The organism is Sorangium sp. So ce124 (assembly GCF_051525235.1).
Taxonomy (GTDB): domain Bacteria; phylum Myxococcota_A; class Polyangia; order Polyangiales; family Polyangiaceae; genus Sorangium; species Sorangium atrum.
In genome coordinates, this window is record NZ_CP150312.1 from 3823212 (window position 1) to 3841390 (window position 18179).

The 18179-nt window shown below is 72.7% G+C and carries 14 protein-coding genes; 4 read left to right on the top strand and 10 right to left on the bottom strand.

Annotation, left to right across the window (positions count from 1 at the left end):
- Positions 1 to 37: 37 nt before the first annotated feature.
- Entirely contained in the window at positions 38 to 1120 is a 1083-nt protein-coding gene (locus tag WMF19_RS14530; protein ID WP_437899664.1) for an L-erythro-3,5-diaminohexanoate dehydrogenase, read from the bottom strand.
- A gap of 362 nt (positions 1121 to 1482) precedes the next feature.
- Here WMF19_RS14530 and WMF19_RS14535 point away from each other — a divergent pair, with 362 nt between their 5' ends.
- Positions 1483 to 2412, top strand: coding sequence for a DUF4388 domain-containing protein (locus tag WMF19_RS14535; protein ID WP_272103306.1), 930 nt, complete (start codon positions 1483 to 1485; stop codon positions 2410 to 2412).
- 167 nt (positions 2413 to 2579) lie between these two features.
- On the opposite strand, the gene hisD is transcribed toward WMF19_RS14535, so the two are convergent.
- Complete coding sequence (hisD, locus tag WMF19_RS14540; protein WP_437899665.1) at positions 2580 to 3962, bottom strand: histidinol dehydrogenase; 1383 nt, start codon at positions 3960 to 3962, stop codon at positions 2580 to 2582.
- 194 nt (positions 3963 to 4156) lie between these two features.
- On the opposite strand from hisD, the gene WMF19_RS14545 reads away from it, so the two are divergent.
- Positions 4157 to 5149 carry a hypothetical protein gene (locus WMF19_RS14545; protein WP_437899666.1) on the top strand — a complete coding sequence of 331 codons (993 nt, stop codon included), beginning with the start codon at positions 4157 to 4159 and terminating at the stop codon, positions 5147 to 5149.
- Positions 5150 to 5163: 14 nt separating this feature from the next.
- Here WMF19_RS14545 and WMF19_RS14550 read toward each other — a convergent pair whose 3' ends face one another.
- Positions 5164 to 7092: a protein kinase domain-containing protein gene (locus tag WMF19_RS14550; RefSeq protein ID WP_437899667.1), complete on the bottom strand. Its 1929-nt coding sequence runs from the start codon at positions 7090 to 7092 to the stop codon at positions 5164 to 5166.
- A gap of 57 nt (positions 7093 to 7149) precedes the next feature.
- A complete protein-coding gene (locus WMF19_RS14555; RefSeq protein WP_272103312.1) occupies positions 7150 to 7638 on the bottom strand; it encodes an SMI1/KNR4 family protein in 489 nt (162 codons plus the stop codon).
- Between the two features lie 243 nt (positions 7639 to 7881).
- Between WMF19_RS14555 and WMF19_RS14560 the strand changes: the two genes are divergently transcribed.
- Positions 7882 to 8697, top strand: a complete 816-nt coding sequence (locus tag WMF19_RS14560) for a uracil phosphoribosyltransferase (RefSeq protein ID WP_272103314.1) — start codon at positions 7882 to 7884, stop codon at positions 8695 to 8697.
- Between the two features lie 76 nt (positions 8698 to 8773).
- Here WMF19_RS14560 and WMF19_RS14565 read toward each other — a convergent pair whose 3' ends face one another.
- Together WMF19_RS14565 and WMF19_RS14570 are read right to left on the bottom strand one after the other, a co-directional pair.
- Positions 8774 to 9853 carry a hypothetical protein gene (locus WMF19_RS14565; RefSeq protein ID WP_437899668.1) on the bottom strand — a complete coding sequence of 360 codons (1080 nt, stop codon included), beginning with the start codon at positions 9851 to 9853 and terminating at the stop codon, positions 8774 to 8776.
- 10 nt (positions 9854 to 9863) lie between these two features.
- The gene (locus tag WMF19_RS14570) at positions 9864 to 12701 is read right to left on the bottom strand and encodes a protein kinase domain-containing protein (protein ID WP_437899669.1); all 2838 of its coding nucleotides are present in this window, start codon (positions 12699 to 12701) and stop codon (positions 9864 to 9866) included.
- Between the two features lie 141 nt (positions 12702 to 12842).
- Here WMF19_RS14570 and WMF19_RS14575 point away from each other — a divergent pair, with 141 nt between their 5' ends.
- Positions 12843 to 14414 carry a hypothetical protein gene (locus tag WMF19_RS14575; protein ID WP_437899670.1) on the top strand — a complete coding sequence of 524 codons (1572 nt, stop codon included), beginning with the start codon at positions 12843 to 12845 and terminating at the stop codon, positions 14412 to 14414.
- A 72-nt stretch (positions 14415 to 14486) separates the two neighbouring features.
- Here the strand turns inward: WMF19_RS14575 and WMF19_RS14580 are convergent, their stop codons facing one another.
- The 4 genes from WMF19_RS14580 to WMF19_RS14595 all read right to left on the bottom strand — a co-directional run bounded on the left by WMF19_RS14580 (position 14487) and on the right by WMF19_RS14595 (position 18082).
- Positions 14487 to 15674, bottom strand: coding sequence for a CaiB/BaiF CoA transferase family protein (locus WMF19_RS14580; protein ID WP_437329185.1), 1188 nt, complete (start codon positions 15672 to 15674; stop codon positions 14487 to 14489).
- A gap of 42 nt (positions 15675 to 15716) precedes the next feature.
- Positions 15717 to 16061 (bottom strand): SCP2 sterol-binding domain-containing protein, encoded by a 345-nt coding sequence (locus WMF19_RS14585; protein ID WP_272103323.1) that lies wholly within the window; start codon positions 16059 to 16061, stop codon positions 15717 to 15719.
- Between the two features lie 201 nt (positions 16062 to 16262).
- Positions 16263 to 17420: an IMP dehydrogenase gene (locus WMF19_RS14590; protein WP_437899671.1), complete on the bottom strand. Its 1158-nt coding sequence runs from the start codon at positions 17418 to 17420 to the stop codon at positions 16263 to 16265.
- Between the two features lie 176 nt (positions 17421 to 17596).
- Positions 17597 to 18082, bottom strand: a complete 486-nt coding sequence (locus WMF19_RS14595; protein WP_437901631.1) for a biotin carboxylase N-terminal domain-containing protein — start codon at positions 18080 to 18082, stop codon at positions 17597 to 17599.
- Between the last annotated feature and the right edge of the window lie 97 nt (positions 18083 to 18179).

Consider the following 18179-nt stretch of genomic DNA (forward strand, 5'->3'; position numbering starts at 1 on the left):
CGCATGCGCGCTGCGCGCGTTGCGTCGAGCGGCGCGCTCAGCCGTAGCGTGAGGTCATCAGCCGCTCCAGCGCGGGGTGCTCGCGCACGAGCGCGAGCGTGTGCTCGGCGTGTCCGTGGGCGTAGCCGTTGCCGATGTAGAGATCCACGTCCTTGCCGATCCCCTCGGCCCCCAGGGCGGCGGCGGTGAAGCTCGTGCTCATCGCGAAGAAGTACGTCTTGCCGCGATCGCGCGTGGCGACGATCGCGCTGAGCTCCACGCCCGGGACGTTCACGCACGAGAGCGTGAGGTCGGCGCCCGCGTCGCCGGTGAACGGCAGCACGGCGTCGCGCACGGCGAGGGGGTCGCGCGCGTCGAGGACCGCGACGTGGTCGCAGATCGCGAGCGAGCGCAGGTCGGCGGCGAGCTCCGGCGACGCCTCGATCCCGATGACGCGCCCGGCGCGACCGACGCAGCGCCGCGCCTCGGCCGCGCACAGGAGGCCCGATTTCCCGCCTGCGCCGAGCACCACCACGCTGTCGCGCGGGCCGGCGAGGCGCGCCACCTGAGGCGCCGCGCCGGCGACGTCGAGCAGCGCGAGGGCGAGCCGCTCGGGCATGTCGGTCGGCATCCGGGCGAGCGGCGCCGACCCGAAGAGGATCGCGGTGCCCTCGACGTCGATCTGCGCGGACGCGGGCCGCATGGCGATGATCCGGCGGAGCGAGAGCGGCGTGAGCGACAGCGACGCGAGCGTCGCGATGCGATCGCCGACGGCGACGCCGCGGTGCTCGGCGAGCGAGCCGACCCGGCGCGCGACGCCGAGCAGCATGCCGCCCGAGCCGGTGACCGGGTTGTGCTGCTTGCCCCGGCGCGCCACCGTCTCGAGGACGAGCCGCGCCACGCCGTCCGGGCTGCCGCCGGACGCCTCCTCCATCTGGCGGAAGCTCGCGGCATCGATGTTCAGCGTCTGCACATCGACGACGATCTCGGTCTCGAAGTGGCGCGAGGCGTCGGCGTCCAGCCGCTCTGCCGGCTGCGGCATCGCCCCCGGTGGATCGAGCACGCGGTGCGTGCCCAGCGGATCGCCTGCGGGGAGGGGGGGTCGCGTCGCTGCGGAGCTCACGCCGAGGCCGTTCAACATGCCGGGCTCGAAAGCAAGGGCAATGAGCCGAGCTGCCGCAGGATCCCTCGCTGAGGCGGCCCGGCGCTCCGCCCAGGGCCCGGAGGCCCCGGAAACCGTCGGTGCCGACCGTTTCGGCGGAGCCAATCGCCCTCTTTCCCTCAAATTGGATACACTCGCGTGCGCCGAGTACGTTGGCCCTCACCCCCACGGTGCGCCTCTGTGGCGACCGAGGGAGGGGGGCCGGCGCGTTGCGTCAGGATCGGACGAGCCGACTCATTTGAAAGAACGGACCGGATCTCTTGACCACCTTTGCTCGGTGAAACTAAGCTTTGCCCCCTGCTGGCGCTCTCGTAAGCGCACGAAGGTTTTTACTCCCTGCGATGGATAACCACGCTCCCAAGGTGTCGGCAACGCGGCAACTAGCGTTGCGCTTCATCTCCGGGAAGTACCAAGGCGGCGAATTCCCCCTCGGGGAGCAGCAGGAGATCGTCGTAGGTCGCTCCAGCGACCTCGACATGGTCCTCGTCGAGGACATGGTCTCCCGGCGCCATGCCCGGATTGCCTGCACCGAACAGTCGATTGTGATCGAGGATCTCGGCTCGACGAACGGAACGTTCGTCAACGGCGAGAAGATCAAGAAGACGACCCTGAAGGAGGGCGATCGTGTGCTCATCGGCACCAGCATCCTCAAGGTCGTCTCCACCGACCCAGGCGCGCCACCGGCGCGGAAACGGATGGACGAGCCATCGCTGAGGAGCGGTCAGACCCGGTCGATGTCCGGGTCGATCGACGAGATCCCGCTCCCGGATCTGCTGCAGCTCTTCGGCACGTCGAAGAAGAGCGGCGTCCTCGTTGTCCGCTCCGACGACGACGTCGGCAAGATCTACCTGCGCAAGGGCATCGTGACCTTTGCGACGATCAACGATCTGACCGACGTCCCGCCGCTGAAGAGCGTCTACCGGATCCTCACGTGGGCCGGCGGGACGTTCGACCTCGAGGCGGCCGAGGAGCGGGTCATGACCGGCGAGATCAGCGCGACGGTGCAGGAGCTCCTCATGGAGGGGCTCCGGCAGATCGACGAGCTGAACAACATCCGCCACCAGCTCCCGGACCTGTCGGCGCGCCTGGTCATCCCCCAGCCGCTCAAGCCGCAGCTCCGCGATCTCTCGCCCGTCGATCTCGACGTCCTCCAGGTCGTCTACAACCACGGGCACCTCGCGATGGTCCTCAACAAGAGCCCCGCGACGGATCTGGAGACCGCGCAGTCCGTGTTGAAGATGATCAACGCGGGCTACCTCCGCGCCGAGTGAGCCGGGCGGGAGCGCACGGTGTCGCGAGGCCGCGCGATGCGGCCCATCGCGGCTGTGCGCGCAGCTCTCGGCTGAGCCGAAATCGGTAGGTCGGGGGAGAGCGATCGGCAGCGCGTCCTCGCGCGCCGCGCTCCCGAAGGCGCGGCGCGCGGGGCGGCAGCGTGGTGTCAGGACTGCGACGTGCCGCGCTTCGCGGGGTCGATCGCCTTGCTCGCGAGGCGGAGCGACACGGCGCGGGCGTGCGCCTGCAGGCCCTCGGCCAGGGCCAGCTTCTCGATGATCGGGCCTTGCGTCCGGAGCGCCGCGCCCGAGTACCGGATGAGGCTCGCGCGCGTCACGAAGTCGTAGACCCCGAGCGGCGCGCCGAAGCGGGCCGAGCCGCCGGTCGGGAGGACGTGGGACGGCCCCGCGAGGTAGTCGCCCGCGGCGACCGGGGTGAGGTCGCCGAGCAGCGCGGCGCCGAGCGTGCCGATCTCCGAGAACAACCCCTCGGCGTCGGCGACGTGGAAGGCCACGTGCTCGACCGCGAGCTGATCGGCGATCTCGGCGAGGCGAGCGCGCGAGCCGACGACCAGCGCCGCCGCGTGCGTCGAGAGCGACGCCTCCACGATCGCGCGGCGCGTGAGCTCGGGGAGCGCCGCGTCGAGCTCGCGCGCGACCGCCTCCGCCAGCTTCGCCGAGGTCGTCGCGAGCAGGGCGTAGGACGCCTCGTCGTGCTCGGCCTGCGAGAGGAGATCGGCGGCGACGAGCCGGGGATCCGCGGATTCGTCGGCGAGCGCGAGGATCTCGCTCGGCCCGGTGATGCCGTCGATCGACACATCCCCGAAGACCAGCTTCTTCGCGCAGGCGACGTACGCGTTGCCGGGCCCCACGATCTTGTCGACCGGCGCGAGCTCCGGGAGCCCGTAGGCCAAGGCGGCGATCGCCTGCGCGCCCCCCGAGTCGAGCAGGGTCGTCACGCCGGAGAGGTGTGCCGCGGCGAGCGTGGCGTCGTCGGCCGACGGGCTCGCGAGGACGATCTCCCGCACGCCGGCGATGCGCGCGGGGATGGCCGACATGAGCACGCTGGAGGGGTAGCGGGCCTTGCCGCCCGGCGCGTAGACGCCGACCCGGCGCAGGGGCCGCACGCGCATGCCCAGCAGCACGCCCTCCTCCTCGTAGCTGAAGCCGGCCTGCAGCGCGGGCCCGTTCGCCGTCACGTCCGCGGGGCCGAGATCGCCCGCGTCGCGCTGCCGCTCATGGTAACGCGCGATCCTCGCCGCCGCGGTCTCGAGCGCGGCGCGGACCTCCGGCGAGAGCCTCGCGAGCGCCTCGGCCCCGCCGAAGCCGCCCTCCGCCTCCGGGCCTGCGTGGCGGACGAGCGCCTTCGACGTCCTCCGCTCGAACTTCTCGATGTAGCCGAGCACGGCGGACGTGCCCCCGCGCCGCACGGTGTCGATGATCTCGGTCACGGCCGGCGTGACGTTCGCGAGGTCGCCCGTGCCGCGGGTGCGCAGGGCTGACAGGGTGGACTCGAACTGAGGCGAACCTTCGATGTAGATGGGCAACATGGCTTGATATGGACCGGCGCGGTGGAATCTCCGCGTGGACGGCGACACCCCGTACCACACCACCCCGGCCGCCGGTACGTCGGCCGCGCGGTCGACAGCGCCACGCGCGCTGCGGCCGAAGCAGCGCATCGCGGCGGCTGCAGCGCGTCGCTCCCCGAGTTCCCCGGCCTGAGCGGATCGAGTAGGGTCGCCCGATGCGGTCCGGCTCGTTTGGTCTCGCCTCCGCCGCGCTCTCGGTCGTGCTCCTCGCGCTGGCGCCTGCCGTGCTCGTCGGTTGCCCGGAGAACTCCTGCTTCCTCAAGATCTGCCAGGGCAGCAGCTGCCGCTGCTCGATCTCGTCGTGCAGCGACGGCGCCGGCTTCGACACGAAGCAGAACCGCTGCCGATGCCTGAAGGGCTACCTCTCGGTCGCGGGCCAGTGCCTCACGCCCCAGGCGGCGAACGCCTACTGCGGCGTGGGCCGCCACTACGAGGCCGGCGGCTGCGCTCCCGATCGCTGCCGGCCCGGGGACGAGATCGACCAGAGCACGGGCTACTGCGTGTCGCGCGAGCAGGTGGCGACCAACATCGGCGTCGCGGTCGGCGCCGGGCAGAAGCTCGGGTGCCCGCCCGGCCAGGAGCTCGTCGTCGACGGTCCGACCGCCGCGTGCGTGCCGCTCTCGCAGACCTGCGCGCGCGACGAGGTCTGGACCGGCCAAGCTTGCGCGAAGGTAGGGCGCTGCCCAACGGGCGCGATGTGGGATCCCGCGCTCGCCCAGTGCGTCCAGTACGCGCAGGGCTCGGGTGAGAGCGGGCTCACGGTCAACGTCGGGCAGTGGGCGTCGGCGAACTACGGGCCCGACGGCGGGATGGGTACGAGCGGCTTCTGCGGCGCTTTCGCGAAGAAGCCGTACAGCTTCGGGATCGTCGAGGGGGCCTCGGCCTACGTCCGCGCCACGGTGATGATGTCCTTCCCGGAGGGCGAGATCGCCCGCGGCGTCGTGCAGGCGGTGACGGTGTTCGACGCGAGCGGGAACCCGGTGCCGCCGCGCGGCGCCGCGGAGGTCGATGCGGCGGCGCGCAGCATCTTCGGCACGCTCGTGCTGGGCGGCGGGCGCGCGAGCGCGCCGACGTCGTCGACGACCGTCCGCTGCGCGGTCATCCACGCCGGAAAGCCGCAGCCGGTCCCCGCCGTGGGTGGCCTCTAGCGAGGGGTGCCGCGCTACGGCCGCGACAGCGTGCTGACGACGCGCGTGGCGGGGAGGGCGCTGAGGCCGACGCAGCTGACGACCTTGCCGCGCTCCACCACGAAGTTGCTCGTGGAGGGCTCGATCTTCGCGAACTCGACGCTCAGCCGGGCCCCGTCGAAGCTCGCGCGCAGGGGGCGGCCCTCCACCGCGCTGCGGACGTCCTGGCAGGTGCCCCGGGAACGGGCCGGATCGAAGCTGCGCGACTCGGGGGCGATGAAGCGGAGCCGGTCCTCGACGGCGAACACCGCGGTCTCTCCGGGGATCTCGCGGAGCGAGAAGCGGGCCTCCCCCTCGGCATAGTCCTGCGGCGCGAACTGCTCCGGGCGGCGGACCCGGAACTCGAGCGACTCGCCGGCAAGGACGGCCTCGAGCTCGCGCCCGTTGCCGACCCACAGCCCGGTCAGGCTGGCGAGCGGCGACGGCTGCGGCTGCTCCGCGCTCGCCGCCGGGGTGGTGCTGCTCGCGCTGGCCGCCGGGCGCTGCTCCCTCGACGAGACGGCCCGCCGGCGACCGTCGCGCGGCCTGTCGAGCACGCCCAGCCCGAGCAGCGCGGCGGCCCCGCCGAACATCACGAGGGCCCCGGCGCCGATCGCGAGCCACGAGCCGCGCGCGCGCTGCGACCCCGCGGGTCCGCTGGCCAGCGCAGCGCCCGACGGCGACCGCAGCCCGTCGCGGACCTCGTCCACCGTCGTGGCCGCGGGCGGCGGCGGGCGGCTCGACGCGCCGAGCGGCGCGGCGGTCGCGGCCGGCGCAGGGTGGGCGATCGCGTCGAGCGCGGCGAGCAGCTCCTCGCAGCTGGCAAAGCGATCCGCCCGCTCCTTGGCGCACGCCTTCTGGAGGAAGGCGTCGAGCGCCGGAGGAACGTCGTGGCGCACGGCGCTGACCAGGGGGAGCGGCACCTCCGCGTGCTGCCGCATGATCTCGATGTCGCTCTCGGCGTCGAACGGCACCTGCCCCACCAGCATCTCGTACAGCACGACGCCCAGCGCGTAGATGTCCACCCGCTTGTCGAGCTCGCGGCGCCCGAGGACCTGCTCCGGCGACATGTAATAGAGCGAGCCGATGATCCCCTTGGTCAGCCCGCGCCCCGCGAGCGCGTCCGCCTCGGCCTTGGCGATGCCGAAGTCGGTGACCTTCGCGACGCCGTCCTTGCCACGGATGAGCACGTTCGCCGGCTTGAGGTCGCGGTGGATCACCCCCTCGCGGTGCGCGGCCGCGATGCCGGAGGCGATCTGCCGGAAGATCGAGAGCGCCTCGGGCAGAGGCATCCGCCGGCGCTCCTCGGCGTACCTGGCGAGCGTCTGCTCGAGGCTCTCGCCGTCGATGTACTGCATGACGAGCCAGAGGTCGTCTCGCTCCGCCACCACCGCCTTCAGGTGGACGACGTTCGGGTGATCGATCTGCGCCAGCGCGCGCCCCTCGGCGAGCGTCCGCGCGCGCACGTCCGGCCGGTGCCCGAGCTCCTGGCGCACCGCCTTCAGCACCACGTGCAGGCCGGTGTGGACGTCCCGGGCGAGGTAGACGACGCCCATGCCGCCCTCGCCGAGCACCCGCTCGACCACGTACTTCTGATCGACGAGCGTCCCCGCCGGCAGGTGGCCGCCCGGCCCGCGCCGCGGCAGCGAGCCCGCCACCGGCGCCGGGACGACATGCGGCGCGCGGACGTCCGCCGCCGGCCCGTTCGCGCCACCCGCCGCGAGGCTGGCCCTGTGCGCCGGATCCTCGGGCAGCAGCGCGCCCATCAGCGGCTGCCCAGGGACGGTCGTCCGCGGGCCGGGCGCGGGAGGCGCTAGGGGCGCCGCGCCGACGCCCGCCTCCTTCGCGGCCAGCGACGCGCCACACGCGACACAGAACCGGGCGGAGCCCGGGTTCTCCGCGTTGCATACGAGGCACCTGGCCATGGCGCGATCAGCTCGATCCGCGGCGCGCCCGGCGAGCAGCGCGCCGTGGACGCTACGTCAGGTCCAGTGGCCCGCGCGGAGCGCCGCGGAGTCGATGGTCTTGATCTTGGGCGCGAGCGCCTCGCGGAAGATGGCCTCGTCGTCGTCGTCGAGGCCGCTCTCTCCGAAGCCGGACGCGACCTCCATCGAGGTAGCGAGGATGCGCAGGAACTGCTGGAAGCTCGACGCACAGAGCTCCGGCTTGAGCGACTCGGTCCCCGTCATACAGGTGAACACGGGGCAGTCCCCCTCGGCGTCGAGCTTCGAGATGTCGAGGAAATAGGGATCTCCCAGCAGGGCGCTGCGAGCGATGAGGATCCAGCTCTTGCGCCAGCCCGGAAGGGAGCTGTCGCCGCCGTTCGCTTGCTGCTCGGCCGCGAGCTTCTCGGAGGGGATGAGGCGTACACGCTCGACCGGAGTCACCGTCTCGACGTCGAGCGGGTCGGCCTCCTGCAGGAAAGCGCGGTACCTCGCGGGCACCCGCAGCGTCTTGCGCAGCTCTTCCACCGCCGCTGGAGCCGCCTTTCCGAACCTCGCAGGGATGCCTCTTCGGACAAAGGCATCCTTGAGCGCCGTAACCGACTCGGCAAGGTCGCTATCCACCGAACATCCCTTCCTTTGCAAGTCCACCGGGACAGCCCGCTGGGCGGGCGCCCTCATCGCTTCGAAACCACTCCGCTCCCGGGGAGAGCACCGGCGCGCACCCGGAGGAATACCCCGCGCCGGGCCAGGTAGTGTAACAGAAAAACGATGGTCGACGTTGCGTACGCTGAGAGTCGATTCCGGCCCCCGGAAATCGCCCATCGGTACGGTCCGGGCGTGCACCTGCTCGATGACCCGCTCGCATGGACTCTGCTGGCTCGAGCCTGCTCCCCGGAGACGGTCCAGCCCGACGTCGGGCGTCTCGTCGGTGTTCTCTACCAGAACCTGGCGCGCGCCGTCCTCGCCGCCGAGCTGGGGCGCGCGCGCGTCGACGTCCCGACCCGGATGATCTCCTCCCACCCGGAGGCGGTCTATCGCGGCACCGCGCTTTCGCGCGCGACCAAGGCCGTCACCGTGGGCATCGCGCGCGCCGGGACGATGCCCTCCCAGGTCGTCTACGAGCTCTTGAACGAGGTCCTCGACCCCGCGCTGGTGCGGCAGGATCACCTGTTCATGAGCCGGCAGACGAACGAGCAGGGCGAGGTCGTCGGCGCGACCTGGCACGACGCCAAGATCGGCCGCGACGTCGACGGGCGCCACGTGCTCTTCCCCGACCCGATGGGCGCCACCGGCTCGTCCATGGTCAGCGCCATGACGTACTACAAGACCGCGCTCGAGGGGCGGCCGGCCAAGTGCATCGCCATGCACCTCATCGTCACGCCCGAGTACATCCGCCGCGTCACCGAGGCCCACCCGGACGCCATCATCTACGCGCTCCGGCTCGATCGCGGCCTCTCGCCGGCGCGCGTCCTCAAGACCGAGCCGGGCACGCACTGGGACGAGGAGCGCGGCCTGAACGGCATCCAGTACATCGTCCCGGGCGCCGGCGGCGTCGGCGAGATCCTCAACAACGCCTGGCTGTGAGCGCGCGGGCGTCGCCGCGGCGGAACGACGCCCGCGCCGACGCCGGGGCAGGCGCGGCCACCTCGCACGCCCGCCGTCAGCGGCCGCGCTTCGAGCGGCGGTTGTGGCCGGCGGCGAGCGCGCGGTAGTCGATCTCCGCGTGCGGCCGGCTCACGGCGGGGCGCAGATCGCTGCAGAGCCGCGTGAGCTCCGCGACCATCGCGCCGAGATCGCTCGCGCCCGCGGCCCTGCGCTGCGCGAGCTCGCCGTAGGCGGCCGCGAGGGACGCGATGCCCCTGCCGGAGACGTGCCCGCGGCGCGACAGATCGACGTAGCTCCGCGCGAGCGCGACGCTGTCGAAGTTGTGGGCGACGACCAGCGACTGCGCGACACGGAGCACGGCGTGCGCCGCGATCCGGCCGTCCTCGTGGAGCACGAACGCCGCCTGCAGGTAGTTGTAGAAGGGGACGACCCGGTCGCCGAAGATCCTGAAATCCGAGGGCGAAGACTGGCGGTCGAGGTGGATCAGGATGCGCTCGACGACGGGGCCCTTCTCGACGTAGCTCGCGAACCGGATCGCATCGAGGATAGTGTCGTCGTAGGCGTGCCCGAGCCGCATCACCTCGCCCAGCTCCAGCGGGGTGACCCGGCCCTCGCAGACGTCCGCGTACAGCGAGTAGACGAAGGCGTCGGCCTCCGCGTCGTCCCCGAGCAGCACCTCGCGGATCAGCGTGCCGCTCGGGTCGCGCTGATCCGAGAGCTCGCAGCGCCGCTGGAGCAGCGCGGGCAGCTTGTAGCCGAGCTGCCCGCGCAGCGCGCGGAAGCGCAGCCGGAGGATGTTCTGCAGGTTGGGCTTCAGCGTGAGCGACGCCCAGCGCGCGCCGTCGAGCCGCAGCTTCTGCTCGATGCGGGAGCGGAGCTGCTCCGGGCTGCCCGACAGGATGTGGGTCTCGACGCCCGCGCGGCCGAGCTCGCGCAAGAGCGACCCCGCGCCCGGCACGGTGCGCTTCTGATCCGGCCGCTCGATCGCGGTCCGCACGAGGTCGCGCAGCGTGTCGAAGTCGGTCCGCAGGTAGGTCTTGTCGAGGTCCCACCGCGCGATGAACGGCGCGCGCGGCGGCGACGCCGCTGCGTTCGCCGGCGATCGGGGCCCTTGCGGTCGTTCCTCGTCGTTCACCGTCTCTCGCTCAGCGCGCCATCCACTCGCGCCGCATCTTGTCGAGCGACTGCACCACGTCGCTGTCGGCGCCCTGCCGGGCGAGGTCCATCGCCTCGCGGAGGTACATCGACGCCTCGCCCGTGCGCTCGCGCTGGTGCGCCACGTGCGCGAGCGCGCCCAGGACGAGCGCGCGATCCGGCCCGCCTGGGCCGGCGAGGTCGAGCGCCTCGCGCAGCACGCCGTCGGCGTCGGTCAGGTCGCCGGCGCGCGCGAGCGCCTCGCCGAGCTTCCGGCTGAAGATCAGGACGGCGCGCACCGGATCGTCGAGCTCGCCCCGGAAGATCTCCCGCCGCGCCAGATCGAGGCCGCGGCGCAGCGCGAGCACGCTGCCGGCGCTGTCCCCGCGCGCGGCGGAGCGGTCCGCCGCCTGCTCGAGGAGCATCAGCGCGACGAACGCGTTCTGCGCGTGGTAGGCGTGGATCGCCTGCACCTCGAGCGGCAGCGCGAGCGGGTCGCCCGCGCTGTCGAACGTCGCCTTGGCGTGCAGATCGCGCCGGACGCCGGCCGGGATCGTCGCGAGCGTCACGTCGCGGAGCAGCGGGTGCGCCGTGCGGATGCCGCTCGAGTGCTCCTCGATCATGCCCGCCGCCGCGAGCTTGCCGAGCAGGTCGTCGAAGGCGCGGATGTCCGGGAGCAGGCGCTGCAGGGTGGCGCGGTCCGCCGCGTCGCCGATGACGGCGAGCGCCTGCAGCGTGCGGCGCGCGTCCTGCGGCAGCCGCTCGATCCGCGCGGCGACGAGGTCGGCCATCCGCGCGGGCGGATCGCTGCCCCCCTCGAGCGTGTAGCGGACCAGCTGGTCGATGTAGAGCGGCGGCACCGTCGCGGCCTCGCCGCCGAGGACGGCCGGGGTCGCCGCGCTCGGCGGCAGAGCCAGCGGGGTTTGATCGGCGGCGCCGTCCGACGGATCGCGCCGCGGCGACAGCCGCAGGCCGCCCACGCTCGGCGGCGTCTTGCGGGCGGCGCGGTGGTCGAGGCCCACGCTGCCGCGGAGGAGCGAGAGCGCGGTGTCCTTCGGGAGGCCGCCGAGCGCCCGCTCGGCGCCGCCCCACTCGGGCTCGAAGCCCGGGGTGTGGCTGGCGACGATGAGCAGCGCCGCGAGCGGCGGCTCCGCGATCACGTCGGCGAACGCGTTCCGGCTCGCGCCGTCGACGGCGTGCAGATCGTCGATCGCGAGCAGGACCCGGTGCGGGAACGCTGTCTGCTGCGCGCGAGAGAGCGCCCAGCGCAGGGCCTCCGCGGCGATGAAGCGGCGATCGTCGGGCGACAGGCCCCCTGCCGTCGGCTTGTTCCACGCGTGCCTGCGCACGTCGCTCCCGCGATCGCCCTTGCCGAAGATCTCGAGCAGCCCGCGCCGCGCCTCCGGCGTCGCGCCGCTCCAGTTCGACGCGTTGCCGCCGTCGGGCGGGAGCTCGGCGAGCCCGGCGATCGCCCAGCGGAGCGCGTAGTAGCCGACCTCCGCGCCCCACGGGTCCGGGCCGGTCTGGATGACGATGTCGCCCCGGCTCGCGGCGACGTCGAGGAACTCGCGGAGGAGCCGGGTCTTGCCGACGCCGTGCTCGCCGACGATGCGCGCGGCGACGACCGAGCCCTCGACGTCGGCGAGGCAGGTGTCGAGCCACGCGAGGTCGTCCTCGCGCGCCGCGAACGGGAGCGGGAGCGTGGGGGCCGAGGGGGCGCGATCCCGCCGGGCGGCCTGGGGCGCCGCGCGCGGCGCAGGGGCGGGCGAGTGGGCCTGCGCGATCCTGGCGCCGCACTCGCCGCAGAACTTCTGGCCGCGCGGCACGATGGCCCGGCACGAGCCGCAGATGACCGTCGCGTCGGAAAACGAGAAGCGCCCCGAGGGCGTGTCGAACGTCCCGAGCGCCGCGCGCAGCGCCGCCGCGAACTCGTCCGCGGACTGGTAGCGCCGCGCGGCGTCCTTCTCGAGCGCCCGCAGCGTGACCTCGACGAGCGGCTCGGGGATCTCACGCTCCGGCGCGAGCAGGGCGGGATCGGGCGGCGGCAAGGAGAGGTGCATCAGCACCACCTGCGTCGGCGATTCCGCCTCGAACGGGAGCCGGCCCGTGAGCAGCTGGAACAGGATGACGCCGCACGCGTAGAGGTCGCTCCGTGCGTCGATCGGATCGCCCCGCCCTTGCTCCGGGGCCATGTAGTCCGGGGTCCCGCAGACGATGCCGGGGCTCGTGATGTTCGACGTCGCGACCTCCCCCTTCAGCTTCGCGAGGCCGAAGTCGACGACCTTCACGAAGTCGCCGCCCGAGCGCATCGGCTCGAGCACGATGTTCTCGGGCTTGAGATCGCGGTGGATGATGCCGAGGTGGTGCGCCTCGGCGAGCGCCGCGAGCACCTGGCAGAGGATGTCGACGATGCGGCGGAACGGGAGCGGGCCGTCCTCGTAGACGACGCGGGCGAGGTCGCGCCCGCGCAGGAACTCCATGACGAGGTAGAGCTGCCCGCCGTTCTTACCGAAGTCGATGACCCCGACCGAGTTCGGGTGGTTGAGGCGGCTCGCGGCGCGCGCCTCGGTGATGAACCGGACCGACGCGCTCTCGTCGCCGAGCAGGTGGGGATGGATGATCTTGACGGCCACGGTGCGCCCCAGGGCCTTCTGCTCGGCCCTGTACACGCGGCCCATGCCGCCCACCCCGACGAGCTCCAGGATCACGTAGTTGCCCGGGAGCGTCGTCCCGATCAGCGGATCGTCGGACGTCCGGTTGAACTCCGAGATCGGGAAGCCGCACACCGGGCAGAATTTGTGCGCCTGCTCGCACGGATTCGCGCATTGCGGGCAGACCACTGTGGACACGCGCGGGACCTTACCACGTTCGGGATAGCGATTGGAGTCGAGGTCTCCCTCGGCCCGCGGGGGCGCCGTCTGGAGGGGGCGGGGGGGCTCGTCCAGCCGTCTGTTAGGTCCTGGATCCTTCTTGGGGTAACCTCGGGCGCGATGGTTACGCCTCGCCTACGTCTCGGTCAGCTCCTGGTCGACGCGCGGATGATCACCCAGGACGCCCTCGAGAGGACCCTGGAGCAGCAGCGCACGGATGGCCGGCGGCTGGGGACGCTCCTTGTCGAGCAAGGTCTCATCAACGAAACCCAGCTGACGCAGATCCTGTCGCACCAGCTCGCTGTCCCCTGGGTGTCGCTCCTGCACATCGAGTTCTCGCGGCAGCTGCTCAACCTGGTCCCGCACGACGTGGCCGAGCGTTACTGCCTCGTCCCGATCTACGTTCGCCACGTCCGCAACCAGGGCGAGACGCTCTACGTCGCGATGGACGATCCGACGAACGAGGACGGCATGAAGGAGTGCATGGCGTTCTCCGGCCTTCCCGTGCGCGCGATGATCGCTCCGCCGAGCGACATCCGGAACGCGATCCGGGTCTATTACGGAGCGCGCGCCCGCTCGGTGCCGCCGCCCGCGCCCGCGAAGCAAGCGCAGGTGAGCGAGCCGCAGTCGCGGGCGCGCCCCGCCGATCTGCCGCCTTCGTCCGAGCTCTCCGGAGCGCCCGAGACCGCGCGCCACGCCGATGAGCCATCGTCGACCTCGACGTCGACGCCGATGCCGACGTCGACGCCGGAGCCCTTGCTGCTCACCAGGCCGGTCATGCGATCCGGGTCGCGGCTGGTCGAGGATGCGGGGCCGGCGATCGAGACCTCCGACGTCGACCCCTCCGACGTGGGGGTCATGGATGACGAGCTGGCGTGGGAAGCGCCTCGCCCCGCGGCCAGGGAAGTCCGCAGCTCCCCGGAGGAGCGGCAGATCCGCGGCCGCCCGGACGAGCGCTCGCGGCCGACGTTGAAGGTCGCGCCGACGCCCGAGCTGCTCGCGGCGGCGCAGGCGGCGCGATCCGCGCAGCCAGCGCAAGCTGCGCAGACGACGCAGGCAGCGCAGGCGCCGTCCACGCAGGCAGCGCAGGCGCCGTCCACGCAGGCAGCGCAGCCGGAGCGCCGGAAGACGCTGCGCCCGAGCGCCGCGCCGGGGCCCGCCGGCGACGCGGCGCCGAGCGTGGACGGGGCCCCGACGTCGAGCACGCCGGCCGCAGCCCTCCTCGGCGCCGTGCTCGGACGCGCCAGCGCTGCGGCGCGCGCCGTCCCGGAGAGCGTGCCCGACTACGGCGACGAGCCCCCGAGCGAGCGCGAGGTGCGCAACATCCCCGCGCCGCAAGGCCGCGGTCGCCGGCGGATGGTCTCGCTCACCCTCCTCGACGGGACGACGATCACGCTCCCCGCGCGCGGGAGCAAGTCCCAGCAGCAGCAGCAGCAGCCGCGGAAAGAGGCTCCGTCCCCCCGATCCACCGCGGCCTCCGAGCCGCCTCCTCCTCCGACGGCGGACGACTCGGGCCTCACCGCGCGCGATCTCGTCTCCGCGCTGCGCGCGGTGTCGCACGGGGCCGACGCGAGCGAGATCCTCGGCAACAACGTGCGCTGGGAGGCGATGTTCGCCGCGCTCCTGTCGCTGATGCTCAAGAAGCACCTCATCGCCGACTGGGAGTTCGTCGACGAGCTGAAGAAGATCTGACGCGAAGCAGGAGCGCCGGTCGCCGCTGCCGGCGCGGCGCGCGCCGCGTTCGCGAACGGCGACCGGCGGCCGTCAGCGCGCCTCCCGCGCCGCTCCAGCGCGGATCAGCGCATCGATATCGCCTTCCGAGAAGCCCGCGTCGCGGAGCACGGCGCGCGTGTGCTCGCCGGCGCGAGGCGCGGGCGCGAACGCGACGCCCGCCGGCGTGACCGGCGTCCTGAGCTGGGGGATCCGGCCGCGCGGCGAGGCGATCTCGAACAGGAGATCGCGCGAGGCGAGGTGGGGATCCGCCGCGGCGCTCCGCGGATCGAGGACCGGCTCGAGGCAGCAGTCGCGCTCGGCGGCGAGGGCTTCCCACTCGGCGCGCGTCCTCTCCCGGACGACGGCGGCCAGCTTGCGCTTGAGCTCGGCCTGGTGCGGCCCGGGGACGAGCGCGCTCGGATCGGGATCGAGCCCGGCGCCCTCGCAGAACGAGACCCAGAACTTCGGCTCCAGCGCGGCGAGGGCCATCGCGTGCCCGTCCTTCGAGAGGTAGGTGTTGTACGGCGCGAGCCCGCCGGTGAGCGGCTCGCCGCCCGCCGCGCGCGACGTTTCCCCGGCCCCTCCTGCGCCGCTCGCGAGCGCGGCGGCGAGCGTGGGGAGGGCGAAGCCGAGCACGCCGTCGGTCATGGCGATGTCGAGCACCGCGCCCTGCCCGGTCCGCTCCCGCTCGCGCAGCGCGGCGAGGATGGCGATCACGCACCACATCCCGCCGCTCATGTCGGCCACCTGGAAGCCCGGTACCTGCGGCGGCCCCTCGGCGGGCCCCTGCGCGCCGAGGACCCCCGCGCGCGCGATGTAGTTCAGATCGTGCCCCGCGCGCGCCGCCAGGGCGCCCGTCTGACCGTAGCCGGTCAGCGCGCAGACGATGAGCCGCGGGTTGTCCGCGCGCAGCGCCGCGTGACCGAGGCCGAGCCGATCGAGCACCCCCGGGCGGAACTGGTCGAAGAGCACGTCGTAGCTGGCGACGAGCCGGCGGAAGGCGTCGCGACCCTCGGGCCTCTTCAGGTCGAGCAGGGCGCTTCGCTTGCCGCGGTTCAAGAGCTGGAACGCCGCGGATTCTCCGGCGATCTGCGGGGGGAGCTGGCGCAGGAGGTCTCCGCCGGCGACGTCTTCGATCCTGTCCACCGTCGCGCCGAGATCCGCGAGCACGAGGGTCGCGAAGGGGCCTGGCAAGAGCCTCGAAAGATCGAGGATGCGCGTGTCGGTGAGGGGGCGCACGGCGGCGCAGGTTGGCTCGCCGGATCTCCGCCGGCGCCCGGATCAGCCCGCGTTGAGCTGGAACAGCTTCGGGAGCTTCATCGCGAGCATCTGGTTGCCCGTGACCTTCAGCTTGCCCGCGAAGAAGAGCTGCATCGAGTTGGCCTGCGGGTTCTCGTGCAGCTTCTGGAAATCCTCGCTGGTGAGCGAGATCGTGACATCCGCGTTGCCAGGGTTGCCCGAGGAGAGCTTGGGCCCGCTGTCGGACAGGTCGATCAGCCACTCGCCGCCGCCCTCGCCCGTCACGTTGATCTGGTACTTCCCGCCGATCTGCTTGGCCGCGTCGGTGTGCTTCGCCAGCGCAGCGGGCAGCTCCTCGTTGAACAGTTTCTGGATATCGACGGCCATGGATCGCCTCCGGATGTCGTGTGGGACGTGGTGACTTGAAATCGCCTGGATACCGAGCGCGGTTTACCCGTGCTCGCGCGCGGGAGTCAAGCGAAGCACGACGCCCGCGCACGGGTTCGTCGCTCCGTCAGGACAGGCCCGGCGCGCTGTCCGTCGACCCATCAGGACAACCCTGGCGCTGCTGCGTTCACGGTCGATGCGTCATGCGCGCGCGCGCGGCGCCTGCGCGGCGGGCCGGGGCGCCTTGTCCAGCGCGGATCGGATCGGGACCATCAGCAGGCGATCGATGGCGACGCGCTGATCGGCGGGCGGCGGGCTCTCCGGTATGCCCTGCATCAGCCGGAGGTCGCGGAGCGCGCCGCGATCGAGCGGGCCGAGCGATGCCCCCAGCCCGTCGAGCGCCGGCGTCATCGCGGGGAGCAGGCAGACGAGGGAGAGCTCGTTGGTACCCTGGCGTACCCACGTTCCCTGGTACACCGCGATCGCCTGCCCGAGCGCCTCCTGGAAGACGAACGCGCGCCACTCGAGCGGCGCCGTCAGATCGAAGACGCGGCCCCCGGCGCGGAGCTCGCGGCTGTCGAGGCCGAGGGCGGCGCCGCGCGCGTCGGTCAGGAGGAAGCGATCGAGGCACCCGGGCGAGCGCAGCGTGAGCTCCTCGAGGAGCGCGGCGAGCGCCGCGGGGCTGAGCGAGATCGGCTCGCCGTCCGGGCCGATCGCCTCGAGCCCGACCTCGTCGGAGCCCACGACCGACGCGTGGTCGAGGAGCGCGGCGAAGGTGCGCCGCGAGGGGCCGTCGAAGCCGGCCCCGATGGAGGACATCCCGGCGCTGGAGCTGAGCAGGGCGACGATGCGATCGCGCCGCGGCGTAGCGAGGAGCGTGACGCCGAACCGCTCGCGGGTGGTGAGCAGCACGTGCGGCGCAGCGCTGCCCTGGCCTCGAAGGAGCAGCTGATCGCCCTCGAGGCTCAGCCCGCGGCGGCTCACCTGCGGAGGGGGCAGGAGGTGCCGTCGTCCCCGCGCCAGCAGCGTGACCGCCGCCGTCACGAGGGCGACCGGCAACAGCGCACGGAGCATCAGGCCGCGCGCGGTCACCACCAGCACGAGCGCGGCCAGGAAGAGCGGGATCGCCCAGCGCCGCCGGGTGTCCGTGCCCCCCGCCGGCGTCACGTCGGGAGCGGTCGCGTCGAACCACCGGGCTCGTGGAGAAGGCGTCACGGCGGCGTCGCTCACCGGCTCGCCCGCGCGCTGCGTCGCCGACCTGCCTGTCGCAGAGGGAGGCTCGTGGGCTCGGACCTCGATCGGCGGGAGCATCGCGACGGACCCAAGCGGGTCCTTCTGGCCCTTCGCCTCGCGTCCCATCGCACCTCCACCCCGGCCGAAAGTTCGCGGTAGAATAGCATTGACCGAGGCCGGAGCGAGGGGACTTTGGACAACGCGCTGCGTAGGGGGCTGCACGTTGTTGGCGCCCCGGTCTGTTACGATCGGTTGCGACCCCGTACGACCTGTTACGACCCGTTACGAGCGGTTACGACCTGTTACGACCTACTGAGGACGTCCCCGGCGGGTCGCGGATGGCGCGCGCTGCGACGTGTCGTGTCACGCCGCGTTGCAGGACGCGCACGCGGGCGATCGCGCTCCCATGGGAGCGGCTGCGGCAAGGGGCGCGCTGGTGAGGGCGGCCGGCTTCTGCGAGGGCAACCAAGGCAAACCCTCCTCGGCAAGGAGGAACCCGACGAGGTCCGCTCGCCTCGCATGCTTCCTCGAACTCGCGGCTTTCCGTACCCGAAATGGATAGCGCCCGCCCCGGAACGCCTGGTGACGCAGGGGATCCGGTCGAAGCGGAGGTAGCTCTCGGACGCAGGCGCGGGGCCGATGGCGTACGACGCGCTCGCGAGGCGGACATGGAGGCCGTCGCGGTCTGCGTCGCTGCAGACGGCGATGCGCCGGAGGCCGACCTCATGCAGCGATCGGAGGACTCGGACGGCGATCTCGCCGCCGTAGGAGAGGAGGACCTTGCGGATCGCGAGCTGGCCCTCTCACACGAAATCGCCTCCGCGAACGGACTGTCGCTCCGCCGCTCCGCGCCGAGCCTCGCAGCGCGGCCGACGGCGGGCTCGC